The sequence below is a fragment of the Pseudochrobactrum mosebachae genome, assembly GCF_048914685.1.
Lineage (GTDB): Bacteria > Pseudomonadota > Alphaproteobacteria > Rhizobiales > Rhizobiaceae > Pseudochrobactrum.
Map to the genome: position 1 here is coordinate 1,091,029 of NZ_CP128408.1, position 22,254 is coordinate 1,113,282.

The following is a 22,254-nucleotide window of genomic DNA, read 5'->3' on the forward strand; positions in this document are numbered from 1 at the left end:
AAAAAATTAACAGCCATATTGGATATCAGTTGGATGGCGCACTGATGATCTCGGCTGGTTCAAAATCGTAACGGCTGGAGCAGAACTCGCAGGTCACCGATACTTTGCCATCTTCTACACTGTCCGTGATCTCTTCTGCAGAGAAGCCCTTTAGCACATCAAAGATTTTAGTGCGTGAGCAGGCACAATGATCAACCACTTTAGTACCTTCATAAACCCGCACGCCGCGTTCATGGAACAAGCGGTACAGCAATCGCTCAGACGGCACCTGCGGATCTGTCAGCTCTGAATCCTCAATGGTTGCCACCAATGAGCGGGCTTCCTGCCATTCATCCTCAACAGGGGTTTCAACCTGTTCAGCACCATCCGGACGATCACCGCCGTGCAGATCACGATGACGCATCCGCAATTCGGATTGCGGTAAAAACTGCACCATCAGGCCGCCTGCGCGCCATTGTTCTGTTGGCTTGCCGTCAGCGCCACGCTCAAACAAACGGGCAACCGCCAGCTGTATATCGGTAGCAATCTGCTCAGATTGCATGAAATAGTTGCGGGCAATATCCTCTAGCGAAGAGCCGTCCAGCGCCACAATACCCTGATAACGCTGCGTAAACTCGCCCTGATCGACGGTCAGAGCAAGTGTACCCTGCCCCAGCATGTCTTCCGGCTTGGTTTTACCGGCAGCCACAAATTCTGCTACGCGCTCTGCATCAAAGCGCGCATAAGCGCGAATGGCATCAGGCGTGCGAAAATCCACCACCAGCATATCCACCGGGCCGTCAGATTTAGTTTGAAAAATAAATTTGCCTTCAAATTTCAAGGATGTGCCGAGCAATACAGTCAAAACTGTCGCCTCGCCCAACAAGCGTGAAACGGCTTCAGGGTAATTATGGCGTTTCAGAATACGATCCAGCGCCTCACCAAGCTGCACTGTACGGCCGCGCACGTCCAGACCTTCAACCTGAAACGGCACAACCACATCATCACCGGAGGTGGTCATATCTGCCGGAACTGCGCTATCATTCAGTTTTTGTTCGATCGTGGTCTGGTCGTTCATCAGAAATCTCTTTTAGCTGGGCTGCAACCACAGTCAATTGTATTGCGCCGCAAATGGCATACGGCTCGCAGGCTGTTAACAACCTGCAAGCCGTGATGTATAATGAGGGTAGGACCTGCATTGCACCGGCTTTATAGAATACCGGTTTTTAGTGCGGGTCTTTTATCTTGAAAGTCTTGTTACCCTATAGATAAGAACGGATTACCGTCCTTCAAGGCACCATGTCAAAATTGCCTTTTGCGCATGAAGGCGATTTTCAGCCTCATCAAAAACCACCGATTGCGGCCCGTCGATCACATCATCGGTCACTTCCTCGCCGCGATGGGCTGGCAGACAATGCATGAAAAGCGCATCTTTATTAGCTTTTGCCATAAGTTCAGCATTCACCTGATACGGCATAAAAACATTATTGCCGCGCGCATTATCTTCCTGCCCCATCGACACCCAGGTATCGGTGACAATGCAATCAGAACCGGCAACAGCCTTCTCAGCGCTGGTGGTTGAGAAAATCTGAGCGCCTTTGGTATTTGCCCAATCGAGAAAACGCTGATGCGGCTCACTGCCGGCAGGTGTGGCAATGTTCAGGCGGAAATCAAATTGCGCCGCCGCTTCAATAAACGAGTGCAGCACATTATTACCGTCACCGCTCCATGTCACAGTGCGGCCTTTGATCGGCCCGCGATGCTCTTCAAAGGTGAGAATATCAGCCATAATCTGACACGGATGCGTATCATCGGTCAGCGCGTTAATGACAGGCACGGTCGCATGCTCGGCCAGCTCAAGCATGCGATCATGATTGGTGGTACGGATCATAATAGCATCGACAAAACGTGACAGAACTTTCGCTGTATCGGCAATGGTTTCACTGCGACCCAGCTGCATTTCCGAACCGGTCAGCATGATTGTTTCCCCACCGAGCTGGCGCATGCCCACATCAAAAGAGACGCGGGTACGTGTCGATGGTTTTTCAAAAATCATAGCCAGAACTTTGCCTTCCAGCGGCTTGTCACGCTCACCGGCTTTCAACCGGATTTTTCGGGCGCGCGCTTCATCCATGATGAAGCGCAGGTCCTGCGGGCTGACTGCTGAGAGGTCGGTAAAATGCTTCAGAGTTTTATCATATGCCATTATTGATCACCGTTTACGCAGGGGCTTTTGAGAGCTTGGCCGCGACTTTTTCAACCCGGTTAAGTGCTTCACGCATGTCTTCTGCCGTTACTGTGAGTGGCGGCAACAAACGCACAACATTATCACCGGCGCCAACGCTGAGCATTTTCTCATCACGCAGGGCCACAATCACATCCGTATTCGGGACAGCGCATTTCAGGCCGATCATCAGACCCAGGCCGCGCACTTCCGTGAACACATCAGGAAAGCGGTCAATGATCGAAGCCATACCCTGACGGAACTGTGAAGCCATGTCATTAACATGGTCAAAGAAGCCATCAGCCAGCATCACATCCATCACTGCTTCACCAACAGCCATTGCCAGCGGGTTGCCGCCATAGGTTGTTCCGTGAACACCGGCAACCATGCCTTTTGCTGCCTCAGCGGTTGCAAGACATGCGCCCATAGGGAAGCCGCCGCCGATACCTTTAGCTGTTGCCAGAATATCAGGCTCGATACCTGCCCACTCATGTGCATAGAATTTACCGGTACGACCAACGCCGGTCTGGACTTCATCCAAAATCAGCAGCAGGCCGTTTTCATCACAAATCTGACGGATCAGACGCAGGAACTCATTGGAAAAAGCGCGCAAGCCACCCTCACCCTGCACCGGCTCCAGCAAAATACCGGCAGTTTCAGGGGTAATCGCTGCACGCAGTGCTGCTTCATCACCGAAAGGCACCTGATCGAAGCCATCCACTTTAGGGCCAAAGCCTTCAAGATATTTAGCCTGCCCACCGGCTGCAATGGTTGCAAGGGTACGGCCGTGGAATGCACCTTCAAAAGTGACAATGCGATAACGCTCAGGCTGACCATTGGTGTAATGGAAGCGGCGGGTGGTTTTAATCGCGCATTCCAAAGCCTCGGCGCCGGAATTGGTGAAAAACACCTTATCGGCAAAAGTATTATCAACGAGGCGCTGCCCCAGTCGCTCCTGACCCGGCACCTCATAGGCATTCGACAGATGCCAAAGTTTGGCAGCCTGCTCCTGCAGTGCGCTCACAAGATGAGGATGACTGTGGCCCAATGAATTAACGGCGATACCGGCTGCGAAATCGAGATATCGCTCACCATTCTCCGTAATCAGCCAAACGCCTTCCCCTCGTTCAAAGCGCAACGCTGCACGATTATAGGTGTCGTAAAGCGGGTGCACATTTGCAGTCGTCATGCCAGTAAGGCCTCCAGAGCCTTTAAATTGAAGCGCAGATCGTCACATCCCTTACGTGACCGGTATTCTTTCAGCCGTATCCCAAACCCATGACTTTAATATAACGGCCACAAAGAGAGTGCGTATCGCGCGCGAATGAAATCAAAAAGCCGCCCTCAGGGCGGCTAGACAATGCACTATTGTTCGTCATTTAATAAATGTCAATCGAAGCTGAACCATGATTACAAGCGTATGGCGCCAAGATATCCCGTGTAAAAAGCAATTAAATGCCGCAACCGCGCTGTTTTGCGCCATCGCCCTTTACCCCGCAGACACGTACAAGACCTCTTTGCAGATATGCCTGCCTCTGCTTATAAACCGACAGGCACGAAATAAACATCAGAGTGTTGCACGAAAACCTTGTATTTAAAAAAAACAGCTCTATTAAATGCCCGCTGATCTCCAAGGTTGGGGAAAACCAATTCTGCACGGGCCGATGAGCTTGTCACGAAGTCCTTGCTTAAGGTAGCTTCATATTAAAGTAAGACTAGATTTAGTGCGACAGCGCCAGTTGTCCGGTACATATGGTGCCTGCTTGATCAGGCCGAAATAAATAATAGCCGGACGCTATAAAGATTATAAAGAACGGAGCCTGAGCCACAATGAACTGGACAGATGAACGCGTCGAGCTTCTCAAGAAATTGTGGAGTGAAGGTCTGAGTGCAAGCCAGATTGCAGCCCAATTGGGTGGCGTAAGCCGTAATGCGGTAATCGGTAAAGTGCACCGGCTTAAACTTTCCGGACGCGGCAAAACCACAACTGCCGCTCCACGCAGCAAAAAACCAGCGCCAGCACCGGTCGCAGCCCCGCGCTCAACAACCACTGCAGGCACGAGCAGCAGTGCCGCTTCCGGCATCAGCAGCGGCATTCATACAGGCGGCGCAAGTGCCAATCATGCAACAATGCGCGCGACTATGATGAAATCTTCGGGTGCGGCAGCCGCCGCATTACAGCCTGAAGCTATGTCTGATGCTGTTGTAGCACCTATTATCCGCAACAATGATAATGTTGTTGTGCCGATCTCACGCCATCTGACTTTGTTGCAGCTCACCGAGCGCACATGCAAATGGCCGGTTGGTGACCCGCTGCATGATGATTTCCATTTCTGCGGTCATGAATCCGGTGAATCCACACCATATTGCGCCTATCATTCTAAACTGGCTTTTCAGCCGACATCAGAACGCCGCCGCGCACGCTGATCACTGATTGCTCTGCACAGAATAAAAACGGCGCCGCAAGGCGCCTTTTTTATTGGCACTGTAGCATCGCATATCCAAGCACCATCATGCGCGCAGTGCATTAAATCATCAGCAGATAGTGCAAAGACACATGTGATTATCCACTGTTTAGAGCAGCTTCAGGAAAAGTGAAAACGCTCTAGAGCGGGTAATGATGGCGTTGGATCGCAGCGCTCGCTCTAGATTCTAGATTTATCGCATTGTCAGACCTATCAAGCTGATTCAACTTGATAGTGAAATGCTCTAGCGCCAGATTTTAAGCTGCGACATTACAAAAGCTGGCGATAAACCGTGAGTGTCTGTTCCGCAATGCCCGTCCAGCCATAGGTTTCAGCCACATCTGCACTTTGCTGCGCTGCTTGCTGCACACTAAACGGCTGATCAAGCTTAAAGGCCATCTGCTGTACTAAGGCAGCGGTATTACCCAGCGGAAAATAATCTGTTACTGGCAGGCCCACCTCGATATTAGCCGTGATATTGCTGGCCAGCACCGGCAAGCCATACCCCATCGCCTCCATCATAGCGATCGGCATGCCCTCATGGCTCGAAGGCAAAACAAACAGGGCTGCATTGCTATAGAGCGCGGTCAAATCATCACCACGTTGCACGCCGGTGAGCACAGTATTCGGCGTTTGAGCTGCAAGCGCCTTAACCTGATCCACATAGTCCGACTGATGATCTGCTGCACCGACAATAACCAGTTTTTTATCACTATGCTGCCCCGCAGCCTGCATAGCGCCAAATGCTGCGATCAAATCATGCTGGTTTTTCTCCGGCACGATTCTGGCAACCATCACTACATATTGCTTTGGCACCAGTGCAAACTGCGCCAAAACATCACTCACTCCGCCAGTATCGCGCAGCGTGACGCCATTGGGCACAAATTGTACCGGCACATGATACTGCTTTGTCATCGCCTCTGCGATATGATTGGAAACGGCAATGCGCGCATTGGCAAAGCGCATGCCTGCCCATTCGCCGGTCTTGAGCATTTTACGCGCTAAACCACCCCATTTATCACGATTATAGTCAAAGCCATGATGTGTCACCACGGTTTTGAGCCCGAACAATCGGGCGAGCGGTGTGAGTAATGCCGGGCCAATGGCATGGATGTGCAAAATATCAGGCCGGCGATAGGCTGCAACCAGCACCCCCAACAGCGTGTGGGCTATAGCTTCAAATTTGGTAGAGAGCGGCGCCCAGAGTGGTGTCACCTGCACGCCCTCCCATTGATAGGGCTTGGTTTCAGCCAGATAGGGTTTGCGCCCCACCACTTCGACATCCCAGCCTTTTTCAACAAAAACACGGCTCAGTTCTTCAACGTGTTTTTCCACGCCGCCTTGCACCTGCGGTACACCGCGCAAGCCCAGCATCATAACTTTTGGTCGTATAGCCTGTGTCATCGGCTCACTCCCAGCTCGGCATAAAGTGTAAGCATGCGCTCACGATAGGCGTCAGCCGAAAAATCATTCAAGATCCAGTCACGCCCCGCAAGCCCCATATGGTTACGCTCTGCAAGCGGCAAGGCGGCCATTGTAGCCAGTTGCTGTGCCAGATCATCAATATTGCCTGCCTCAGCGCTCAAGCCCGTCTCACCCTCACGGATCATTTCGGGAATACCGCCAATACGCGCACCGATAATCGGCGTACCCAGCGCATAGGCCTCAAGAATACTTACCGGCGCATTTTCATACCATTCAGACGGCAGAACCAGTGCGCGTGCCTCTCCGATCAAACGGTGCAATTTCTCACCCGTCACATAGCCAGCAAAAGTCACAGGGGCATCAAGCACTTTAACCAGCGCATGCAATGCGGCCTCATCAGGACCGGTTCCGGCTATAACCAGCCTGACACCGGTTTTGGCTGCGGCATGGATCAGCGTTACCAAGCCTTTTTCCGGTGCAAGACGACCTGCAAACAGAAAATAATCCTGCGCTTCATAAACCGGTTGCAAATGCTGGGTCTCGACAAAATTCGGAATATAGACCAGCTGCTCCTGCGGCCAGCCCCACTCAATCAATTTATCGCGGTAGAAACGGCTCGGCACCACAAAGCGGTCAACTTTATTCCGATACAGGCCAAGCATACGATGAATAGCGGTTTCAACCAAAACCAAACCACTGAGCGGCAACGAGCCTTTGATGCAGCGATTAGCGACAACATTATAAATATGACCGCCTTTGCATTGCTCACAAACATGCCCGTCAACCAGCATTTTATAGGCTGGGCAGGCAAGTTTCAAATCATGCACCGTCATCACCACCGGAATATTGTGATCTTTCAGTGTTGAAAAAATCGACGGCGAGAGATGGTGATACACATTATGGGCATGGGCAATATCTGGTTTAGCAGCTGTTATCAGTGCCGAGATATTGCGCTGCGCCTCGCGCGAATAGATGATTTTTGCCGCTTGTTTAACTTTGGTGAAAGCCGAACTGGCACGGCCATATTCAATTTCGGAGACAAAATAATCCGACCAGTCTGAAGGCAGATTTTGCGGATGCTGCATTGCAAAAGGAACGGCATCCCAACCGATCTCTTCAAACAGGCTCATGTGATCGAGAAAAATTGCCTCTGCACCGCCACGTCGATAAAAATAATTATTTATAGCCAGCAGACGCATTGGGCTCTTTTCAGCGATCATAAGATTTCCTTAGAAACCGTTTCACATCATTTTATACAAGTGAGCAGGTTTTGAATCAGGGCAATGGTGAAGGCGAATAGCCATCCATCGCCTCGTTAACAGTTAAAACTGCACAACCGCTATCGACCGCATATTTTACCAGCTCCTCGAAGTCGGAAAGTGTGCAGCCATAGGGCGTCGGCGTGTCAGAAATATCATGGGTAAAGAAAATCAACCAGCCAGCCTGCGCTTTGACATTATCGATTTGCCGCTTAAGCCATAGTACATGCTGCGCATCCGGCTGGCCGATCTCCATACCATAAAGCATTTGTGGGCTGACAGCGCCGCGATTGATACGGTTTTCGCCCGCGCGGCATGTACGATAAGACTGCGCCAACCGTCTGCGAGCGAAATAAGACACGGCATTATAAGGATAAGCAAAGTTCAGCTTCGTCGCTTCACCACAAACTTGCCTACCCAAGACGCGCTGCAGGAAAGACCTGTTACGCGCGATATCTTTTTCAAGATCGGCTCCGTTTAATGACGCAGTATTCTCATGTGCAAAACTATGGCAACCAATTTCATGGCCACGTCCGGCAAGCTCACGGATTCCGCCTTCAGTAATCAGCTGTCGGTGTGGCTCCGTAAGACCCGTCAGGCTACCGGCAAGATAGAATGTGCCGCGCTGCCCGTATTTTTCCAGAATAGCCGCGCCATTGCTCAGCGCACTCTCTGGCACATCATCAAATGTGAAAGAAATAACGGGGCGTTCATTGCCGATATGTAAAGTTTTCGGCGCCAATAGCCGCATAAGATGCGCTTGCGCGCGATTAACCCAATGTTTCCATTTTTGCATTACCGCCCCACCTGATATTATTCTGTGCATTTACAGACGGATTATACCCGATCATGTTAGCGGTTTCCGTGAGTGGCACAGCAACAGCCTGCAGACGCAAGCCAAAAATTGCAACCATTATGCAAAACCACAACAGACTGCCACTTTCAAAAAACACACTTTCCAATGCACTAGCATAAAGACCATAGAGCCATATACGAATATATAGCCGCACAACAGGCGAATAAGCATTGCCTTTGAAGATTTGATTTATATAGATAAGGGGTAACACTAATATCCATACAGCCATCAAAATAAAGCCGATCGCACCAAAATTAATCATGGTATCGATCCAAGCATTATGGCCGTTAAACGCAGTAGGCGCCCAGCTTTCAACTGTATCATTATTTATTAATTTATCTGTTCTCCAGAAGCCATACAGACCATAGCCCAGCAATGGCCGCTCCATAATCGCACGGGCGGCAAACTGCCAGATATCATCGCGATTGGTAAAGCTGGCATCCACGCCTAAAGATTCAATGAAGCGATAAACAGAAGGGATCAATGCGGCCCCTACCGTGAAAAAATTAATCGCTACAACGCCGCATACCGCAATAGGCACGCGCAACAGCGAAAATTTCTCGAACACATACGCTATCAACAAGATTAGCGGCAACATTGCTGTCGATGTCTTACCGCCGGTATGCACCAGAAAGAACGCTGACAAACCCACAATCAACCAGCCCGTCAGCTTAAAGCCTTTGTCTTTAAGATAAAGGCCCACACAACTGCTGATAAGCATAGCCGCAGAGGCAACATTTTTATGGGTGAAATGTCCGCGCCAATTACCAACCTGATCAATACCAAGCTCAGCGGTATATTGATGAATTGCCTGTAGCGGTTTGAACACCACTCCGAAATAAGCAAAGCCCAGCATGATCAGTAAGCCTATACCAATCATGCGGGCAAACTGCTCTTCTGAGCGAGGTAAAAGGAGAAAAACCGATGCATTAACCAGCAAAATAACAGCTAAGATCATTTGCTTTAATGATATTAACGGTGTTTCTGAGGCCATGGCTGTAAGCGCCAAACAGACCAGTAATCCGATCATCAGAAAGCGGGGTTGCAAAACCAGCACTTTAACCGGACTGGTCAACACGAACCATAACATCCCGCAAAATAGGCTGATCGCGGCCAATTGGTTCAGCGGGTTAGAACCTGCATCGCTCATTATAGATGTGGATTCCGCAATATAGGGGTCTGTAGTTACCCAAATATAAAGAAACTGAGCCATGAACAATGTTGCGGCAATCAAGCTTCTATTATCGGAACTTTGAAAACCATGCTTTGTTTGCATAAGCAGTTTTACACAGCTTTATACGCCACGCGACGTTGGGCGCGCATCATAGCTGTTAAACCAAACAAGATAGCAAGTCCCACACCAAATCCACCGCCTGCCATAGAACCGGCAATGGTAAGTAAAGCTGTACTTGGTGGCCATGACCGGCCCTTGGGCGGCAGTGCGGTCGACACAATACGTATATTGGTGGCATCAATTTGCTGACGTTGGGCAATTTCCTGAGCGCGGGTCAGATAGGTTTGATACAGCGTCGTCTTAGCCAGCCGGTCGCGCTCAAGATCATTCAGTGTTACTTGCGCATCTGTATCCAATGATACTGCAGACCGCGCACCTTCTGTCTGACGCCGCAGAGTTTCAACAACCGCATTGGCCTGATCAAGATCCAGCTTGGCAGCACGCAGAATACGCGCGGTTTCCTGTCCGATCTGCGCCTGCAAGCCGGTAATTTGCGACTGTGCACTCACCAATTCAGGATAGCGTGAACCATAGGTCATCGCCATAGCGTCAAGACGCTGCTTCAAGGTCGCATATTGGGTGCGCAACGCAGTTAAAGTCGGGGATTGCAAGGTACTGGAAGGATCAAGCGTCTGGTTCTTAGCGCTGGTCAGCTCTTGATAGCGCGATCTCGCTTCAGCCTGACGGGTTACTGCACCAACCAATTGCGTGTTAATCTGCGTCAAAGATTGTGTACTGACCAGTTCTCCGGCATTGCTGGTTTGCAAACCTTGCGCATTACGAAACCGTGCAACCTGCATTTCGGCTTCTGTGGCCGCCTTTTTCAGCTCCACCAGCGGCTCAGTTAAAGCTCTTGCTGCACGTGCTGCGCCATCGCTTTCATTTTGCGCCACCTCCTCCTGAAAAGCCTTGGCAGTGGCATTGGCCAGTAACACGGCATTCTCAGGGGTGCGTGCCCATGCACTCAGATTAATCAGATATGACCGCTCCGGCCGGCGTGCATCTATCCGCGATGATAATTCGCGCAAAGCAGCAATATTTCGAGCTTGCTGCCCGTCAGATGCCGAAGCGTTCTTATCAGCACTGCCTAACAGCCCTGAAAACAAGCCTGTTTCTGTGCCGTTAAATTCGGGATTTTCCTGTAACTTCAATTCATCAACAACACGTTGCATCACATTGCCGGAGGTAAGCAAGCGCAGCTTGCTTTCAATATCCATCAGCTGGCTCTCAGCCTGCATGCTCGGCGCATATACATCATTGGGCACCAGCTGCAGATTAGACGGAGCAACCAGAATATCCGTTGCAGCGTTAAAGCGCGGCTTTGCCATTTTACCATAGCCAAGACCGGCAACAGCACCCAAAAGTGTGAGCAACAGGATCAGCAGCCAATAGCGCAATAACCAGTCAATAATTGTAGAAACTGTAATTTCTGGAAAAGACCAGCCATGGCCGCTCTCTAAGACATCAGGCGTTGCAACAAGACCGGCATTATCTTTATTTCCAGCGGTGTGCGAACCAATATCTCCCGCTGCCTGAATAGCGGCATCCGAACTACGGTTAACCGCAGTTGAGTTCTTAGCCTTCTGTGCCAGTTCTTGCAGGGTATACATGAATCTATTTACTACCGTGGGTTAAAGTTCACAGGCTAAATCACATTAATGCAGTACCAGACATATTAAAAAAAAAGGTTAACAAAGACTGGTTCGACCTGCTAAAGCATAAGATTATTACAAATAGATTACATTCAATTTTAGTAATTATTTTAAGTTACCCTATTGCTTCCTCTCTCAAGAGCGAGCGGATAAGAGTTTCATTTGTCCGAAAAATACTTTAGAGAAAGAGCGACAGAGGAAGATTAAAATATGCGTGATACGGAGTTGCCGGATAACCGATTTTCGGCGCGGATCAGACGCTATGTGCCGTCGCTTATCTCGTATATGGCCTCCAGTGGCAGCCTGATTATGGCGAGTGCCGCTCAGCTTGTAACATTTGCTATTCTTGCCCGCTTTCTCGGTGCCACGGATTTCGGTATATTTATTACAATCATGGCAATTACCAGCATTGCCGTTCATATATGCGGCTTTGGCGGAGCTGAGTGCCTGTTGCGCCGTGTGGCGCAAAATGACAAAATATACCCGTCGATGCTGGGGCATAATCTTATACTGGTCAGCATCAGCGGTACTTTTCTTGTTGCCGCAGGCATGACCATTCTGCCGTATTGGGTCGAATTTTCTACCGATCGGGCAACCAATCTGAGTAGTCTGCTGCTGTATCTGATTACCAATATTGTATTGCTGCGTCTTATTTTGCTGGTTGAGGCAATCTATATCGGCCACACAAATTTTAAAGCAGCCAATCTTTCCGTCGTTGGCTTTGCCTTAGCACGTATGCTGGCGGCCATTCTTGGTTGTATTGCATTTGGCGTAAGCACTATTAATCAATGGGCATGGTGGCAGTTTGCCTGCCATCTGATTGTGGCTTTAGTTTACTGGTTGCTGCTGATGAGGCTTGGTAAGCCGGTTTTCAAATTAGTTCGCGAAGAAATCAAACTCGGAATTTTCTTCGCAACCCCGTTTATCTTCCGCGCCATTCGTCAAAATATAGACTTATTACTGCTGGGCTTACTACTTTCACCTGCAATCATCGGCAGTTACGGGGTAGCGCGCCGTATCATTGACAGCAGCTATCTGAATATTGATGCTATGAACCGGTTGCTTTACCCGAAGCTTGCCAAGCTGAGCACGGACGGTATCGACAAAGCATGGCCTTTGGCTCAAAAAGCAGCGCTGATGGGCTTCGGTATTTCCGTTTTCACAGCCGTGTTTATCTATTGCCTTGCACCCTATCTGCCGCTGATATTCGGCCAAGAATATCAGTCTATGGTCTATTTTACGCAAATTTTGTGCTGGGTTATTATCTTCTATGCCATGTGGGCAGTCGGTGTCGAAGTCATGGGCGCTGCAGGCGAGCACGGTTACCGCGCCGCAATTCTTAATGCAGGCAATATTCTGGGCGCACCTATATTAGCATTTGCAACGTGGTTAATGCCGCCGCAGGGCACATTCATATCTATTTATCTCATCGAATTTTCAATTGCGGTCAGTATCTGGTGGATGCTGATATGGCTGGTGCGCAAACAACAACAAAAACCCCAGAGCCTTAATAGCTTAGATTGAAGCCAAACAATTCCACCACGAAGTTTTGAATGCTATATGCAAACTATAAAGACTTGATGATTTTACTCTCAATCAAAGCCTCAGGGTTTGTGCGCGATGAAAAAAATCCGACTGGTAATGCTGCCGCATGGAAAAACCATGCTGTAACTGAATAGAGCCCGATGCGAAGGTTGCGATGTTTGATACCCATCAAGACAACGGAGGCTATCAGCATTATAATATTGATCAACAGCGCCAAAGCAGTATTAGGCAAAACAGCCACAATGAGCAACATCACAGCAATCCAGCCATAGACCATCATCCATAAGCGCAATTCGGGCAGTTCAGCGAACAGCATTTTCAGATGCGGCTTACCGACTGCCGCTCGCAGTAACTCCCCGATACCGCGGATGTATTTTGACTGCCAACGTTTGACCAGCAGCTTATAAGCATTCACGCTGTGGCCAGTATGATAAACAAAACGCCGGTCCAGGCGAAACAATGTCCAGCCTTTACTACGCAATCTTACACCGAGATCATATTCCTCATAAGAATGCAGATTGCGGTCAGAGAAGTATCCGGCATCCTCTATCGCCTCGCGGCGGTAAAGACCCCCGCAGTTAATACGGTCAACAACACCGGCCGCTTTATAGGCAACTTTCAGCTGATCTCGTCGAACATATTCAAGACTGTCATGATTTTGCTCTACGACATGTCCGGCAACACCCGCTACCTTTTTATTATCGATCAGATATTGCATAGCCACAGGAATAAAATCAGACGCAAGCTCCATGTCGCCATCGATCAGGCATATATATGGATATTGACTATACTGAAAACCCAACTGAGGGCCCAGCCCACAACTCGGCTTGGCCGGCGCTTCAATCTGAACAATCATAATGGGATATTGTTTTGCGATTTCAATCGTGCGATCAGTTGAGCCGCTGTCCGCCAAAATCACTTCGCCCTGACCATCAGGCAAAGCCGCTAAAGCGCTTTCGATTGCCAAAGCAATTCGCTGCTCTTCATTCAGCGCCTTGATAATGATTGAAACCGTCATCATATTTCCCGTCATAAAGCCAATAAATGCGATTGCACACCGTCAGCGCATATATGCACACTGAGCTAACAATGCAATCAAGCCTGCAATCTCTTTAATACTGTACTTCTTTTGTAATTACCGTCAAAATATTCATAATTGGTTATCTTAGTATTTAACTTAATTACCTTTCTCTTGAGAAAGAAAAATATACTTGGCCGCAATTGCTAGGAGAATATTTACATAATTCTGCCAAACCTTAATTCAGACAATTAACAATCGTGATTTAAAACTCTGATACGCAATCAAACGGCATCATGAGCATGATAGGATATTATTGCATGACATTATCCGGCTCATTGTTGCGTAACGATACCAATATTATGGCAAAATCAAATCAAAAGAGTGCGGCGCTCGTGCATAAGCCTGATCAGGATGCGCTATCCTGTTTTGGGCTTTCAATACGTTGCTTCAACTCCGTTTCCGACATATCGGCCGATTGGCCTACAGCCACGCAAGCTACCACGCATATTCCCTCTAACCCACAATATCATGTCTTTCAAACAACCACATTTCTGAACGTCTGGGCGCAAACTTATGCACCAGCATTGAAGGCACAGATTTGTCTGGTTGAGGTTCGTAATTTAGCCAGCGAACCTGTATTGTTTTTACCACTGACAATTATCCCCCGTAACGGTATTCGCTTGTTGAGCTTTACCGATCAGGGCGTCGCCGACTATAATGCGCCGGTCTTGTTTGATTGTGGCATTGAGTGGACAAGAATGCGCGCCGAAAATCTATGGCAACAGATTGTCAAAGCACTGCCTGCGTTCGACTTTGCTGATTTTGAGAATATGCCGGAAACAATAGGCTCATTGGTTAATCCGTTATTTTTACTTGCTAACCGGGAAAATCTGGCAAATAGCCACGCGACATCATTAAAACCAAGCTGGCCTGCGATTGAAAAGCAACTCGAACGCCCCAGAAGAACCAGAACGAAACTGCGTCGCCTGCAAGAGTTGGGGGACTGTACATTTGCCGTTGCTACAAATACTGAAGAGCGGCAAGCTTATTTAGAATTCATGCTTTATCAAAAACAACAGCGATTTATCGAAACTGATGTTCCTGGCTTTGAAACCCACCCAGAAAAAATGGATTATTTCACGGTGGCAACGGAAGCGTTTCATGAGGCTGGTGTGCTCCATCTGTCCGCATTAAAGCTCAACAATGAAATTATTGCATGCATGTGGGGACTAATCAGGGGGCCACATTATTACGGAATAATGATTGCCTCCAATCTGAAAAACTGGGCAAAATATTCACCCGGAAATATCATGCATTATATATTGCTCAAACACTTAAAAGAGCACAATTATGACTGCCTTGATTTGGGTGTCGGCGATGAAGACTGGAAACTAAAAAATTGTGACCTGACGATACCGCTTATGCGCATGACTCATCGTGCAACATGGCGCGGACATATCTATGAAATACGACAAAACACCATGGCAAGTCTGCGTGGCACTGCTTTCTGGAAGGCACTACGGCCGCTAAAGTGGCGTATTATTCGCACATTTAAGCGCGGATAATACGCGCCACAATAATTACGATCCCGCAAATGCAACAGTAAAGACTGCGCCTTTACCAACCTGAGAGCGCACAACCAAACGGCCACGATGGCGTGTAAGAATATGCTTTACAATAGCCAAGCCAAGCCCTGTACCCTTATGTGCACGGCTGCTATCAACATCAACGCGATAAAACCGCTCGGTCAATCTCGGCAAATGCTCTGGCGGAATACCGGGACCAAAGTCCTCGACACTGACAGACAGACCTCGCATAGCGCCGGTTGACGATTTCAGATTTTCACCACCTTGCTCATCAAGTGTTACTACAACCCGCTTGCCGGACTGCCCGTATTTACAGGCATTTTCAATCAGGTTCTGGAACACCTGAATCAGTTCATCTTTATCTCCCGGCAACCAGATTGCATGGTCAGGCTTTTCCCACTCAATCGCCACGCCCGCATCTGCAGCCATCGGTGACAATGTTTCAACAACATGATTAAGCACCAACCCAAGATCAATGCGTTCTTTTACCGGAATTGCCGCTTTCATTTCCAAACGTGACAGAGACAACAGATCATCAATCAGGCGAGACATCCGGTCTGCCTGTTTTTGCATAATGCCTAGAAAACGCTCGCGAGCCGCCAGATCATCTCGTGCTGGTCCCTGCAATGTTTCAATAAAACCGCTGAGTGAAGCAAGCGGCGTGCGCAACTCATGGCTGGCATTGGCGATAAAATCTGAACGCATCCGGTCAATCCGACGCAACTCTGTCTGATCACGAAAGATAAGAATAAAGCAATCTGCCTCATCTTTTGCCGTCTCGAATGTCATCACTGATGACCGGTACCAGCGCTCAAGCGGCAACCGCTCCAGATAATCAGTGGAACGCGCCTGTCCGTCGGCAATAATCCCCTGCATCAGGGCGTGCATCTCCGGTGAACGGAAACATAAATAAAGTGATGAATCACGTGCCAGCGGCGGAAATGCCTCCCGTGCAGCATGATTAATATAAAGAATTGTGCCATCCGCATCAAAGAGTACAAGTGGATCAGGCAGGAAATCGGCTAATCTCTCGCCCGAAAGGCGTGACAGCGGACCGTCATGCAAACCGCTATATTTAACGGGAATAGCGACAGGTTTGGGTGCTGAAAATAATGCGCTTAACACCAAAGCTGCGAATGCCAGCAAGCAGATAATAGCCGCATAAACTGGTGCAACGCCCCAATAAAGCAGCAAAAACAACAAAGGTATGAGGATAAAAAGCCAAGGCATAGATTGACGTGCATATTTAAAAAAACGGCGAAAAATATTTTCTCTCAGCTCAGGGGGCTGCTTATCAGATATTTCTGTTTTCGGAATATCTGTCAGCTGTTTATCACCGGTATTCATCAATCAGACTGCCGCCTTTAACGCCTGCAACAAAATAGAAATCTTATAGCAGTTTACATATGTTATATTTCATTAAGCTTTAAGAACGGAAAATGCTCTATTTTTGGTTTAGCCTAGCTTCAGACGGGTGAAGCGATAATAGGAATTAGTCCAGTTAGACTTATCCCCTATAAGCGATTTCCACTTTGTCTGAAACTACTCTGCCAGCCAGATTATCACACATTATATTGCCTGCTTATGACAAGCTACCCATAATCCGGCTTGGAAAATGTGGGGTTTTTTCCCAATGATGCGGCGCTGTAAACATTTGATACAGAGCCCGCCAAGAAGCATGCGACAACAATATCCAATAAAACGGAATACCGCACAGATAGGAATAATTGCGCTTTTCGTCATAGCGCAACGTTTTTTGACACAGAATGTGAAAACTCAAATAGGCTGTCAGCAAGTTCATACCGCTAAATATAAGCGCTGCCAGCGCCGCGTCACTAGAATTGCCTAAAGCCACTGAAATCGCACCCAAGAACAGCCCCGCCAGCATGAACGGGTGCAGCAGCGCTGACAATAGCAAACCGGTTGTATAAAGCAGGTTAAGACTGAATCGTGCTGCACCTAACTGCCGGTATGTCTGCAACGGTGAACGAAGATGTACCAGCCATGTTTGCATCCAACCCTTAAACCATCTTGTGCGTTGCGTTTTCCAGTCCTGATAATTCTCGGGCGCATCCTCAAGTGTTGGCCGGTTAATAACATCGACATGATAGCCAAACCGCGCCAGACGCATGCCAAGATCTGCATCCTCTGTTACATTATAGCTATCCCAACCACCGATCTTTTGTAGAACGCTGCGCTTAAGATGATTTGATGTCCCCCCCAAAGGCATCACTGCCCCCCGTCGACTTAGCCACGGCAAAAGCCCGCGAAACAATCCGGCATATTCAAATGTGAAATAGCGTGTCAGAAAGTTACTGGAAAAATTGCCGATAACAAGCGGCGCCTGAAGACAAGCAAGCTGGTTGCTGCCTCTGTAAAAAGCCTGCCATGCTTCCAATAATTGATCTCGATGCGGACGATCTTCAGCATCATAGACAACAATATATTCACCGCGCGCAAATTGCAGCGCATAATTCAGCGCTTTGGGTTTGGTTCGCGGACCAACAGGTGGCACACGCAAAACTTCAAATTGCGCAGACAACTGCTGATGCGCCAAGGCAAATAATGTTTCACTGTCATCTGCCTCACATACGAGTTTAATATCTAGTTTTGCAGCCGGCCAGTTCAGCGCAGATAACGCAGTGACGAGTTGCGATACAACCCCTGCCTCACGATAGAGGGGTACTAAAATTGTATAGACGGGCAAATCCTTCAAGACGTAATATGGCAACGGCTCAATCACAAGCGGCTTGGCATTGGTTGCTGCTAGCAGACGAATGGAAACACAAGCACCAAAAAACACGGTGAGAAACCAAAGCATAGATGACAGGTAAAAGCCGCTGCCAGCCCAGAAAGCCCAAAGCACCCCCATTAGCAAAGCACTGAAGCAAAATCCTTGCCAGCTGTTGAGGACATGACTTGCAGACAAGTGCTGCGGCGTCATAGTCTGCGCACGCCCTGCTGCCAGCCTACCATAACGATTGTGCAACAAGGCTACCAGAACTGCTGGCGGACATAATCTGAAGCGGCTGCGCAATTCAGGGTATTGCCGTAAATAAAGTTTCAATATGGCAAGCTCTTGCAGATCCGGCGCCATATAAAGCAGGCTCTGGCCTTTTGAACCGGCAATAAGGATGTGACGGATATTATGCAGCCGCACCGGACCATCATAGGGGCGAAGTAAAATCTCTCGCGGATCAGGATTATCATCATAAATCAAACCGGTTTCCTCTGCCCATAACCGGTATAAATAGCGCTCGGAGATAGTGCCCTGATGAACAAGTTCGTCATTAAATGACGTATTATGTCGTACAGCTCCAGTAAAAGCCGTAATAATATCAGCCTTCTTAATACCGGCATTTATAAGTCGGACGGAGAATGCAGCGCAAAGCCCAATAAGAGACCTTGAAAACAAGACATGTAGCGTCATTCCCCCTCCTTCATGAAGTGATGGATGGCTGATAGTAATATTAGACAATAAACTTCAGGGCAGGTATGATTTATCTTAAATTCAAGACTATTACGTAAAAATAAAAAATATCAACTGATAAATTTAACTATACATTTGATTGAAATTCAATAATACAAACATTATTCAACAATTATAAATTTAATATTACAATTAAGATATAGAACATTTAGCAATAGACAGAGCTTTTATCATCAGTGTATTTTACAAGAAATCAAACCAGCACTGCGAAAAAACTATGCGCTATCTGTCTGCTTTAACACCAATAAAACAATGCCAAAATCTTGCCCGTTGCATTTTTTTAGTTGCGCTATTACTGCTTCATTCCGGCTTTGTTTCTGCAATGGCTGCGCCGCCTGTTCTTGCCGGCAGTGATCAAAAACTGACAAAATCCAGCCTTACCGAGCGCGCACAAATACGCTTCCTTACCGGTACGAATTTTACGCCGTTCAACAAGCTTTCACCAGAGGGGCGCTTATCCGGGTATAATATTGATCTGATCCGCGCCCTGTGTCAGGAGCTCTCGGTGACAAGTAAGTGTCAGATTGCAGCGCAACCATGGAATGAGTTAATCCCTGCATTGCTGAATAATGAAACCGACGCAGTGGTTGCTGGTATACAGCCTGCGCCTGATAGGCGTGCCAGCTTGAGCTTTACCCGCACTTATTTTAGCCTGCCTGCGCGCTTTTTAGCTTTGAAATCACCCCGTGATGAGCCGGCCAGCTTTTCACCAGACAATAAAACTGTTGGCGTCATAAGTAATTCAGCCCATGAAGCATTGCTGAAAGCCTATTTCCCTAAAGCCAATATCCAGACTTACAGAAATGAGGCAACACTGTATCAGGACATGAAATCCGGCAAAATTCAGCTGATTTTTGGCGATGCTATGAGCCTGTCACTAAAAATGGCTGCAGCACCTGACACAGAAGACAAAGATCAAGGCATCGATCTATCCTGTTGCCAATTCGTTGGTGGAGCCTATCCGGCACAAAACTATCTGGGCTCCGGCATGGTGATTGCATTGCGCAACAGCGATGTAGAAATGCTTGCAGCCTTTAACACCGCACTCACGTCACTGGAGCGCAAAGGTGTACTGAATGATTTATATTTAAGGTATTTTCCGGTCGGCTTTTATTAAAAGGCAGCATATTGCCCACAACACACTGCCTTGATGTTTTAAAGCTTACGAAAGCGGACACGGGCGCTGCGTTCAATAGCAGCAACACTCAGTTCGTCCAGATTCCACAAATCGCGCATCAGCTGCAAAAATGCCAGCTCTTCCTGCTCAACATGTAAGTCGGCTGCCGCAACCTCCACTGCCAGTGCATAGGCAGTTTCATAGAGCCTTTCCGGCAGCGCCTGATGAGCTATATCAAGAATACGATCCAGCCCGTCATCTTTGGTCAGTAATTCATAACAACGCTCGGCAATTTCCGGCACGGTATCGACATTAAAACCTGTAAAAACCGGCAGGCGATGAACAAGATTGCCAATGGATGACAGTTCGGCATCTGTCATCCGCGTATCGGCCGCTGAAACTGTTACCATTATATATATCAGCGCATCCTGTGGCGTGATTTTCATGACTGCTCTCCTGCGTTTTTGTCCGGAGCGATTTGCATTCATTTCAACGCGCTCACAGTTCTTCACATTACCGGCCATAGTTTTCGACGCTATGCAATGAAATGCAAGCAAATCCAAGCAAAACATTGACGAAACACCGAACTGGCCATAGACCTCACTTATCAGACCATACAATGTGGACTGCACCAAGCCCAATAAAGCCCTGCAACGGGCCCATCCTATCAGGAAAGATATTATGACAACCGACCGCTCAAACCACATCGACCTTGCGCCCGAACTGATTGCGGCAGCAGCACAGGCGAAAGCGTGGCCCTTTGAAGAGGCACGGAAAATCATAAAACGCTATGAGAAAACCGGCTATCCTGAGGTAGTGATTTTTGAAACCGGCTATGGCCCTTCAGGTCTGCCGCATATCGGCACCTTTGGTGAAGTTGCGCGCACCTCAATGGTGCGCCATGCGTTTCGGGTTCTCACAGAAGACAAGGTTAAAACCAAGCTGATCTGCTTCTCGGATGATATGGACGGCATGCGCAAAATTCCGGATAATGTACCGGATAAAGCTTTTCTTGAACCGCATCTGCACCGGCCGCTTTCGGCTGTGCCGAACCCGTTCGGGGGCGATTTTACCAGCTTTGCCGATCACAACAACACTATGCTGTGCCGCTTCCTCGATACCTTTGGTTTCGATTACGAATTTGCCAGCGCTACTGAATATTATAAAGCCGGCCGCTTTGATGAGGTTCTGCTGCTGGCTGCCGAACGCTATGACCAGATCATGGCCGTAATGCTGCCAACACTTGGCACTGAGCGTCAGGCAACATATAGCCCGTTTTTGCCTATTTCACCAACCAGCGGCCGTGTTTTGTATGTCCCGATGAAAAAGGTTGATGCAAAAGCCGGTACCATCACATTTGATGATGAAAACGGTGTGGAAACAACGCTTCCGGTAACCGGCGGCAATGTGAAGCTGCAATGGAAGCCTGATTTTGGCATGCGCTGGGCAGCACTCGGTGTTGATTTTGAAATGTTTGGTAAAGACCACCAAACCAATGCTGCAGTCTATGATGCGATCTGTAAAATTCTCGGTGGTCGCGCACCTGAGCATTTCGTTTACGAGTTATTCCTTGACGATTTAGGGCAGAAAATCTCGAAATCAAAAGGCAATGGCATCAGCATTGACGAGTGGCTGTCCTATGCACCAACCGAGAGCCTCGGCCTGTATATGTTTCAGAAGCCAAGAACAGCCAAAAAACTGTATTTTGATGTCATTCCGAAAGCAGTGGATGAATATTTCACCTATCTTGCAGCCTATGAGAAGCAGGATTGGACTGCACGTCTAAATAATCCGGTCTGGCATCAGCATTATGGTAATGTTCCTAAAGTCGACATGCCGGTGCCGTTTGCCATGCTGCTTAATCTGGTCAGCGCATCCAATGCTGAAAATGCGGACACGCTCTGGGGCTTCATTTCACGCTATGCTCCGGGTGCCTCACCAGCAACTCATCCTGAACTCAATGCACTGGTTGAATATGCCATCCGCTATTTCAACGATTTCGTGAAGCCGAATAAGAAATTCCGTGCGCCTGATGAAGTTGAACAACAGGCGCTGCAAAACCTCGATGCAGCGCTCAGCGGTCTTGATAAAGATGCTGACGGCAGCACAATTCAGAATTCTATTCTGGATGTGGCACGCGTGATTGAGCGCTATCAGGATCAAACTAAAAAGAGCCCTGATGGCGGGCCCGGCGTTTCGGTGTCATTCTTCCAGATGCTTTATGAAGTGCTGATCGGCCAGGAACGCGGGCCCCGCTTTGGCTCATTCGTCGCCCTATACGGCATTGACGAAACACGCGGCCTGATTGCAGAAGCTCTCAAACGCGCATAAGCAACATCAAAATATAGCAATAAAAGAGCCGCACCATCTATAATAACGGTGCGGCCCAGCATGAACAATA

Annotated in this window: 17 protein-coding genes; 5 read left to right on the forward strand and 12 right to left on the reverse strand. The window is 48.4% G+C overall.

Annotation, left to right across the window (positions count from 1 at the left end; genetic code table 11):
- Positions 1–25: 25 nt before the first annotated feature.
- From MP213Fo_RS05160 to MP213Fo_RS05170, 3 genes are all read right to left on the reverse strand, one after another.
- Positions 26–1,057: an Hsp33 family molecular chaperone gene (locus MP213Fo_RS05160; RefSeq protein ID WP_421090581.1), complete on the reverse strand. Its 1,032-nt coding sequence runs from the start codon at positions 1,055–1,057 to the stop codon at positions 26–28.
- Positions 1,058–1,258: 201 nt separating this feature from the next.
- Entirely contained in the window at positions 1,259–2,185 is a 927-nt protein-coding gene (argF, locus tag MP213Fo_RS05165) for an ornithine carbamoyltransferase (RefSeq protein ID WP_421090582.1), read from the reverse strand.
- 13 nt (positions 2,186–2,198) lie between these two features.
- Complete coding sequence (locus MP213Fo_RS05170) at positions 2,199–3,392, reverse strand: aspartate aminotransferase family protein (protein ID WP_421090583.1); 1,194 nt, start codon at positions 3,390–3,392, stop codon at positions 2,199–2,201.
- Between the two features lie 641 nt (positions 3,393–4,033).
- Here MP213Fo_RS05170 and MP213Fo_RS05175 point away from each other — a divergent pair.
- Entirely contained in the window at positions 4,034–4,630 is a 597-nt protein-coding gene (locus MP213Fo_RS05175; protein WP_421090584.1) for a GcrA family cell cycle regulator, read from the forward strand.
- Positions 4,631–4,938: 308 nt separating this feature from the next.
- Here MP213Fo_RS05175 and MP213Fo_RS05180 read toward each other — a convergent pair whose 3' ends face one another.
- The 5 genes from MP213Fo_RS05180 to MP213Fo_RS05200 form a co-directional block, all read right to left on the reverse strand.
- Positions 4,939–6,072: a glycosyltransferase family 4 protein gene (locus MP213Fo_RS05180; RefSeq protein WP_421090585.1), complete on the reverse strand. Its 1,134-nt coding sequence runs from the start codon at positions 6,070–6,072 to the stop codon at positions 4,939–4,941.
- Entirely contained in the window at positions 6,069–7,313 is a 1,245-nt protein-coding gene (locus tag MP213Fo_RS05185) for a glycosyltransferase family 4 protein (RefSeq protein WP_421090586.1), read from the reverse strand. The genes MP213Fo_RS05180 and MP213Fo_RS05185 overlap by 4 nt, the downstream gene beginning before the upstream one ends.
- A gap of 55 nt (positions 7,314–7,368) precedes the next feature.
- The gene (locus MP213Fo_RS05190) at positions 7,369–8,148 is read right to left on the reverse strand and encodes a polysaccharide deacetylase family protein (protein ID WP_421090587.1); all 780 of its coding nucleotides are present in this window, start codon (positions 8,146–8,148) and stop codon (positions 7,369–7,371) included.
- Positions 8,123–9,358 (reverse strand): O-antigen ligase family protein, encoded by a 1,236-nt coding sequence (locus tag MP213Fo_RS05195; protein WP_421090588.1) that lies wholly within the window; start codon positions 9,356–9,358, stop codon positions 8,123–8,125. The genes MP213Fo_RS05190 and MP213Fo_RS05195 overlap by 26 nt, the downstream gene beginning before the upstream one ends.
- Before the next feature lie 134 nt (positions 9,359–9,492).
- Positions 9,493–11,052, reverse strand: a complete 1,560-nt coding sequence (locus tag MP213Fo_RS05200) for a GumC family protein (RefSeq protein WP_421090589.1) — start codon at positions 11,050–11,052, stop codon at positions 9,493–9,495.
- A gap of 252 nt (positions 11,053–11,304) precedes the next feature.
- Here MP213Fo_RS05200 and MP213Fo_RS05205 point away from each other — a divergent pair, with 252 nt between their 5' ends.
- Positions 11,305–12,618 carry a lipopolysaccharide biosynthesis protein gene (locus MP213Fo_RS05205; protein ID WP_421090590.1) on the forward strand — a complete coding sequence of 438 codons (1,314 nt, stop codon included), beginning with the start codon at positions 11,305–11,307 and terminating at the stop codon, positions 12,616–12,618.
- Positions 12,619–12,661: 43 nt separating this feature from the next.
- Here the strand turns inward: MP213Fo_RS05205 and MP213Fo_RS05210 are convergent, their stop codons facing one another.
- Entirely contained in the window at positions 12,662–13,657 is a 996-nt protein-coding gene (locus MP213Fo_RS05210) for a glycosyltransferase (protein WP_421090591.1), read from the reverse strand.
- A 320-nt stretch (positions 13,658–13,977) separates the two neighbouring features.
- Between MP213Fo_RS05210 and MP213Fo_RS05215 the strand changes: the two genes are divergently transcribed.
- Entirely contained in the window at positions 13,978–15,225 is a 1,248-nt protein-coding gene (locus MP213Fo_RS05215) for a GNAT family N-acetyltransferase (protein ID WP_421090592.1), read from the forward strand.
- 15 nt (positions 15,226–15,240) lie between these two features.
- Here MP213Fo_RS05215 and MP213Fo_RS05220 read toward each other — a convergent pair whose 3' ends face one another.
- Positions 15,241–16,476: an ATP-binding protein gene (locus MP213Fo_RS05220; protein ID WP_421090593.1), complete on the reverse strand. Its 1,236-nt coding sequence runs from the start codon at positions 16,474–16,476 to the stop codon at positions 15,241–15,243.
- A 352-nt stretch (positions 16,477–16,828) separates the two neighbouring features.
- Entirely contained in the window at positions 16,829–18,676 is a 1,848-nt protein-coding gene (locus MP213Fo_RS05225) for a glycosyltransferase family 2 protein (protein WP_421090594.1), read from the reverse strand.
- A gap of 382 nt (positions 18,677–19,058) precedes the next feature.
- On the opposite strand from MP213Fo_RS05225, the gene MP213Fo_RS05230 reads away from it, so the two are divergent.
- On the forward strand, positions 19,059–19,853 hold the full coding sequence (locus MP213Fo_RS05230) for a transporter substrate-binding domain-containing protein (protein WP_421090595.1): 795 nt from the start codon (positions 19,059–19,061) through the stop codon (positions 19,851–19,853).
- A 38-nt stretch (positions 19,854–19,891) separates the two neighbouring features.
- Here the strand turns inward: MP213Fo_RS05230 and MP213Fo_RS05235 are convergent, their stop codons facing one another.
- Positions 19,892–20,299 (reverse strand): tellurite resistance TerB family protein, encoded by a 408-nt coding sequence (locus MP213Fo_RS05235; RefSeq protein ID WP_421090596.1) that lies wholly within the window; start codon positions 20,297–20,299, stop codon positions 19,892–19,894.
- Between the two features lie 235 nt (positions 20,300–20,534).
- Here MP213Fo_RS05235 and MP213Fo_RS05240 point away from each other — a divergent pair, with 235 nt between their 5' ends.
- Positions 20,535–22,184 (forward strand): lysine--tRNA ligase, encoded by a 1,650-nt coding sequence (locus tag MP213Fo_RS05240; RefSeq protein WP_421090597.1) that lies wholly within the window; start codon positions 20,535–20,537, stop codon positions 22,182–22,184.
- Positions 22,185–22,254: the final 70 nt, after the last annotated feature.

Bases quoted from the DNA above. Each gene is read 5' to 3' on its own strand.
- MP213Fo_RS05160 (WP_421090581.1), bottom strand. From the start codon at position 1,057: ATGAACGACCAGACCACGATCGAACAAAAACTGAATGATAGCGCAGTT.
- argF (WP_421090582.1), bottom strand. From the start codon at position 2,185: ATGGCATATGATAAAACTCTGAAGCATTTTACCGACCTCTCAGCAGTC.
- MP213Fo_RS05170 (WP_421090583.1), bottom strand. From the start codon at position 3,392: ATGACGACTGCAAATGTGCACCCGCTTTACGACACCTATAATCGTGCA.
- MP213Fo_RS05175 (WP_421090584.1), top strand. From the start codon at position 4,034: ATGAACTGGACAGATGAACGCGTCGAGCTTCTCAAGAAATTGTGGAGT.
- MP213Fo_RS05180 (WP_421090585.1), bottom strand. From the start codon at position 6,072: ATGACACAGGCTATACGACCAAAAGTTATGATGCTGGGCTTGCGCGGT.
- MP213Fo_RS05185 (WP_421090586.1), bottom strand. From the start codon at position 7,313: ATGATCGCTGAAAAGAGCCCAATGCGTCTGCTGGCTATAAATAATTAT.
- MP213Fo_RS05190 (WP_421090587.1), bottom strand. From the start codon at position 8,148: ATGCAAAAATGGAAACATTGGGTTAATCGCGCGCAAGCGCATCTTATG.
- MP213Fo_RS05195 (WP_421090588.1), bottom strand. From the start codon at position 9,358: ATGAGCGATGCAGGTTCTAACCCGCTGAACCAATTGGCCGCGATCAGC.
- MP213Fo_RS05200 (WP_421090589.1), bottom strand. From the start codon at position 11,052: ATGTATACCCTGCAAGAACTGGCACAGAAGGCTAAGAACTCAACTGCG.
- MP213Fo_RS05205 (WP_421090590.1), top strand. From the start codon at position 11,305: ATGCGTGATACGGAGTTGCCGGATAACCGATTTTCGGCGCGGATCAGA.
- MP213Fo_RS05210 (WP_421090591.1), bottom strand. From the start codon at position 13,657: ATGACGGTTTCAATCATTATCAAGGCGCTGAATGAAGAGCAGCGAATT.
- MP213Fo_RS05215 (WP_421090592.1), top strand. From the start codon at position 13,978: ATGACATTATCCGGCTCATTGTTGCGTAACGATACCAATATTATGGCA.
- MP213Fo_RS05220 (WP_421090593.1), bottom strand. From the start codon at position 16,476: ATGCCTTGGCTTTTTATCCTCATACCTTTGTTGTTTTTGCTGCTTTAT.
- MP213Fo_RS05225 (WP_421090594.1), bottom strand. From the start codon at position 18,676: ATGACGCTACATGTCTTGTTTTCAAGGTCTCTTATTGGGCTTTGCGCT.
- MP213Fo_RS05230 (WP_421090595.1), top strand. From the start codon at position 19,059: ATGGCTGCGCCGCCTGTTCTTGCCGGCAGTGATCAAAAACTGACAAAA.
- MP213Fo_RS05235 (WP_421090596.1), bottom strand. From the start codon at position 20,299: ATGAAAATCACGCCACAGGATGCGCTGATATATATAATGGTAACAGTT.
- MP213Fo_RS05240 (WP_421090597.1), top strand. From the start codon at position 20,535: ATGACAACCGACCGCTCAAACCACATCGACCTTGCGCCCGAACTGATT.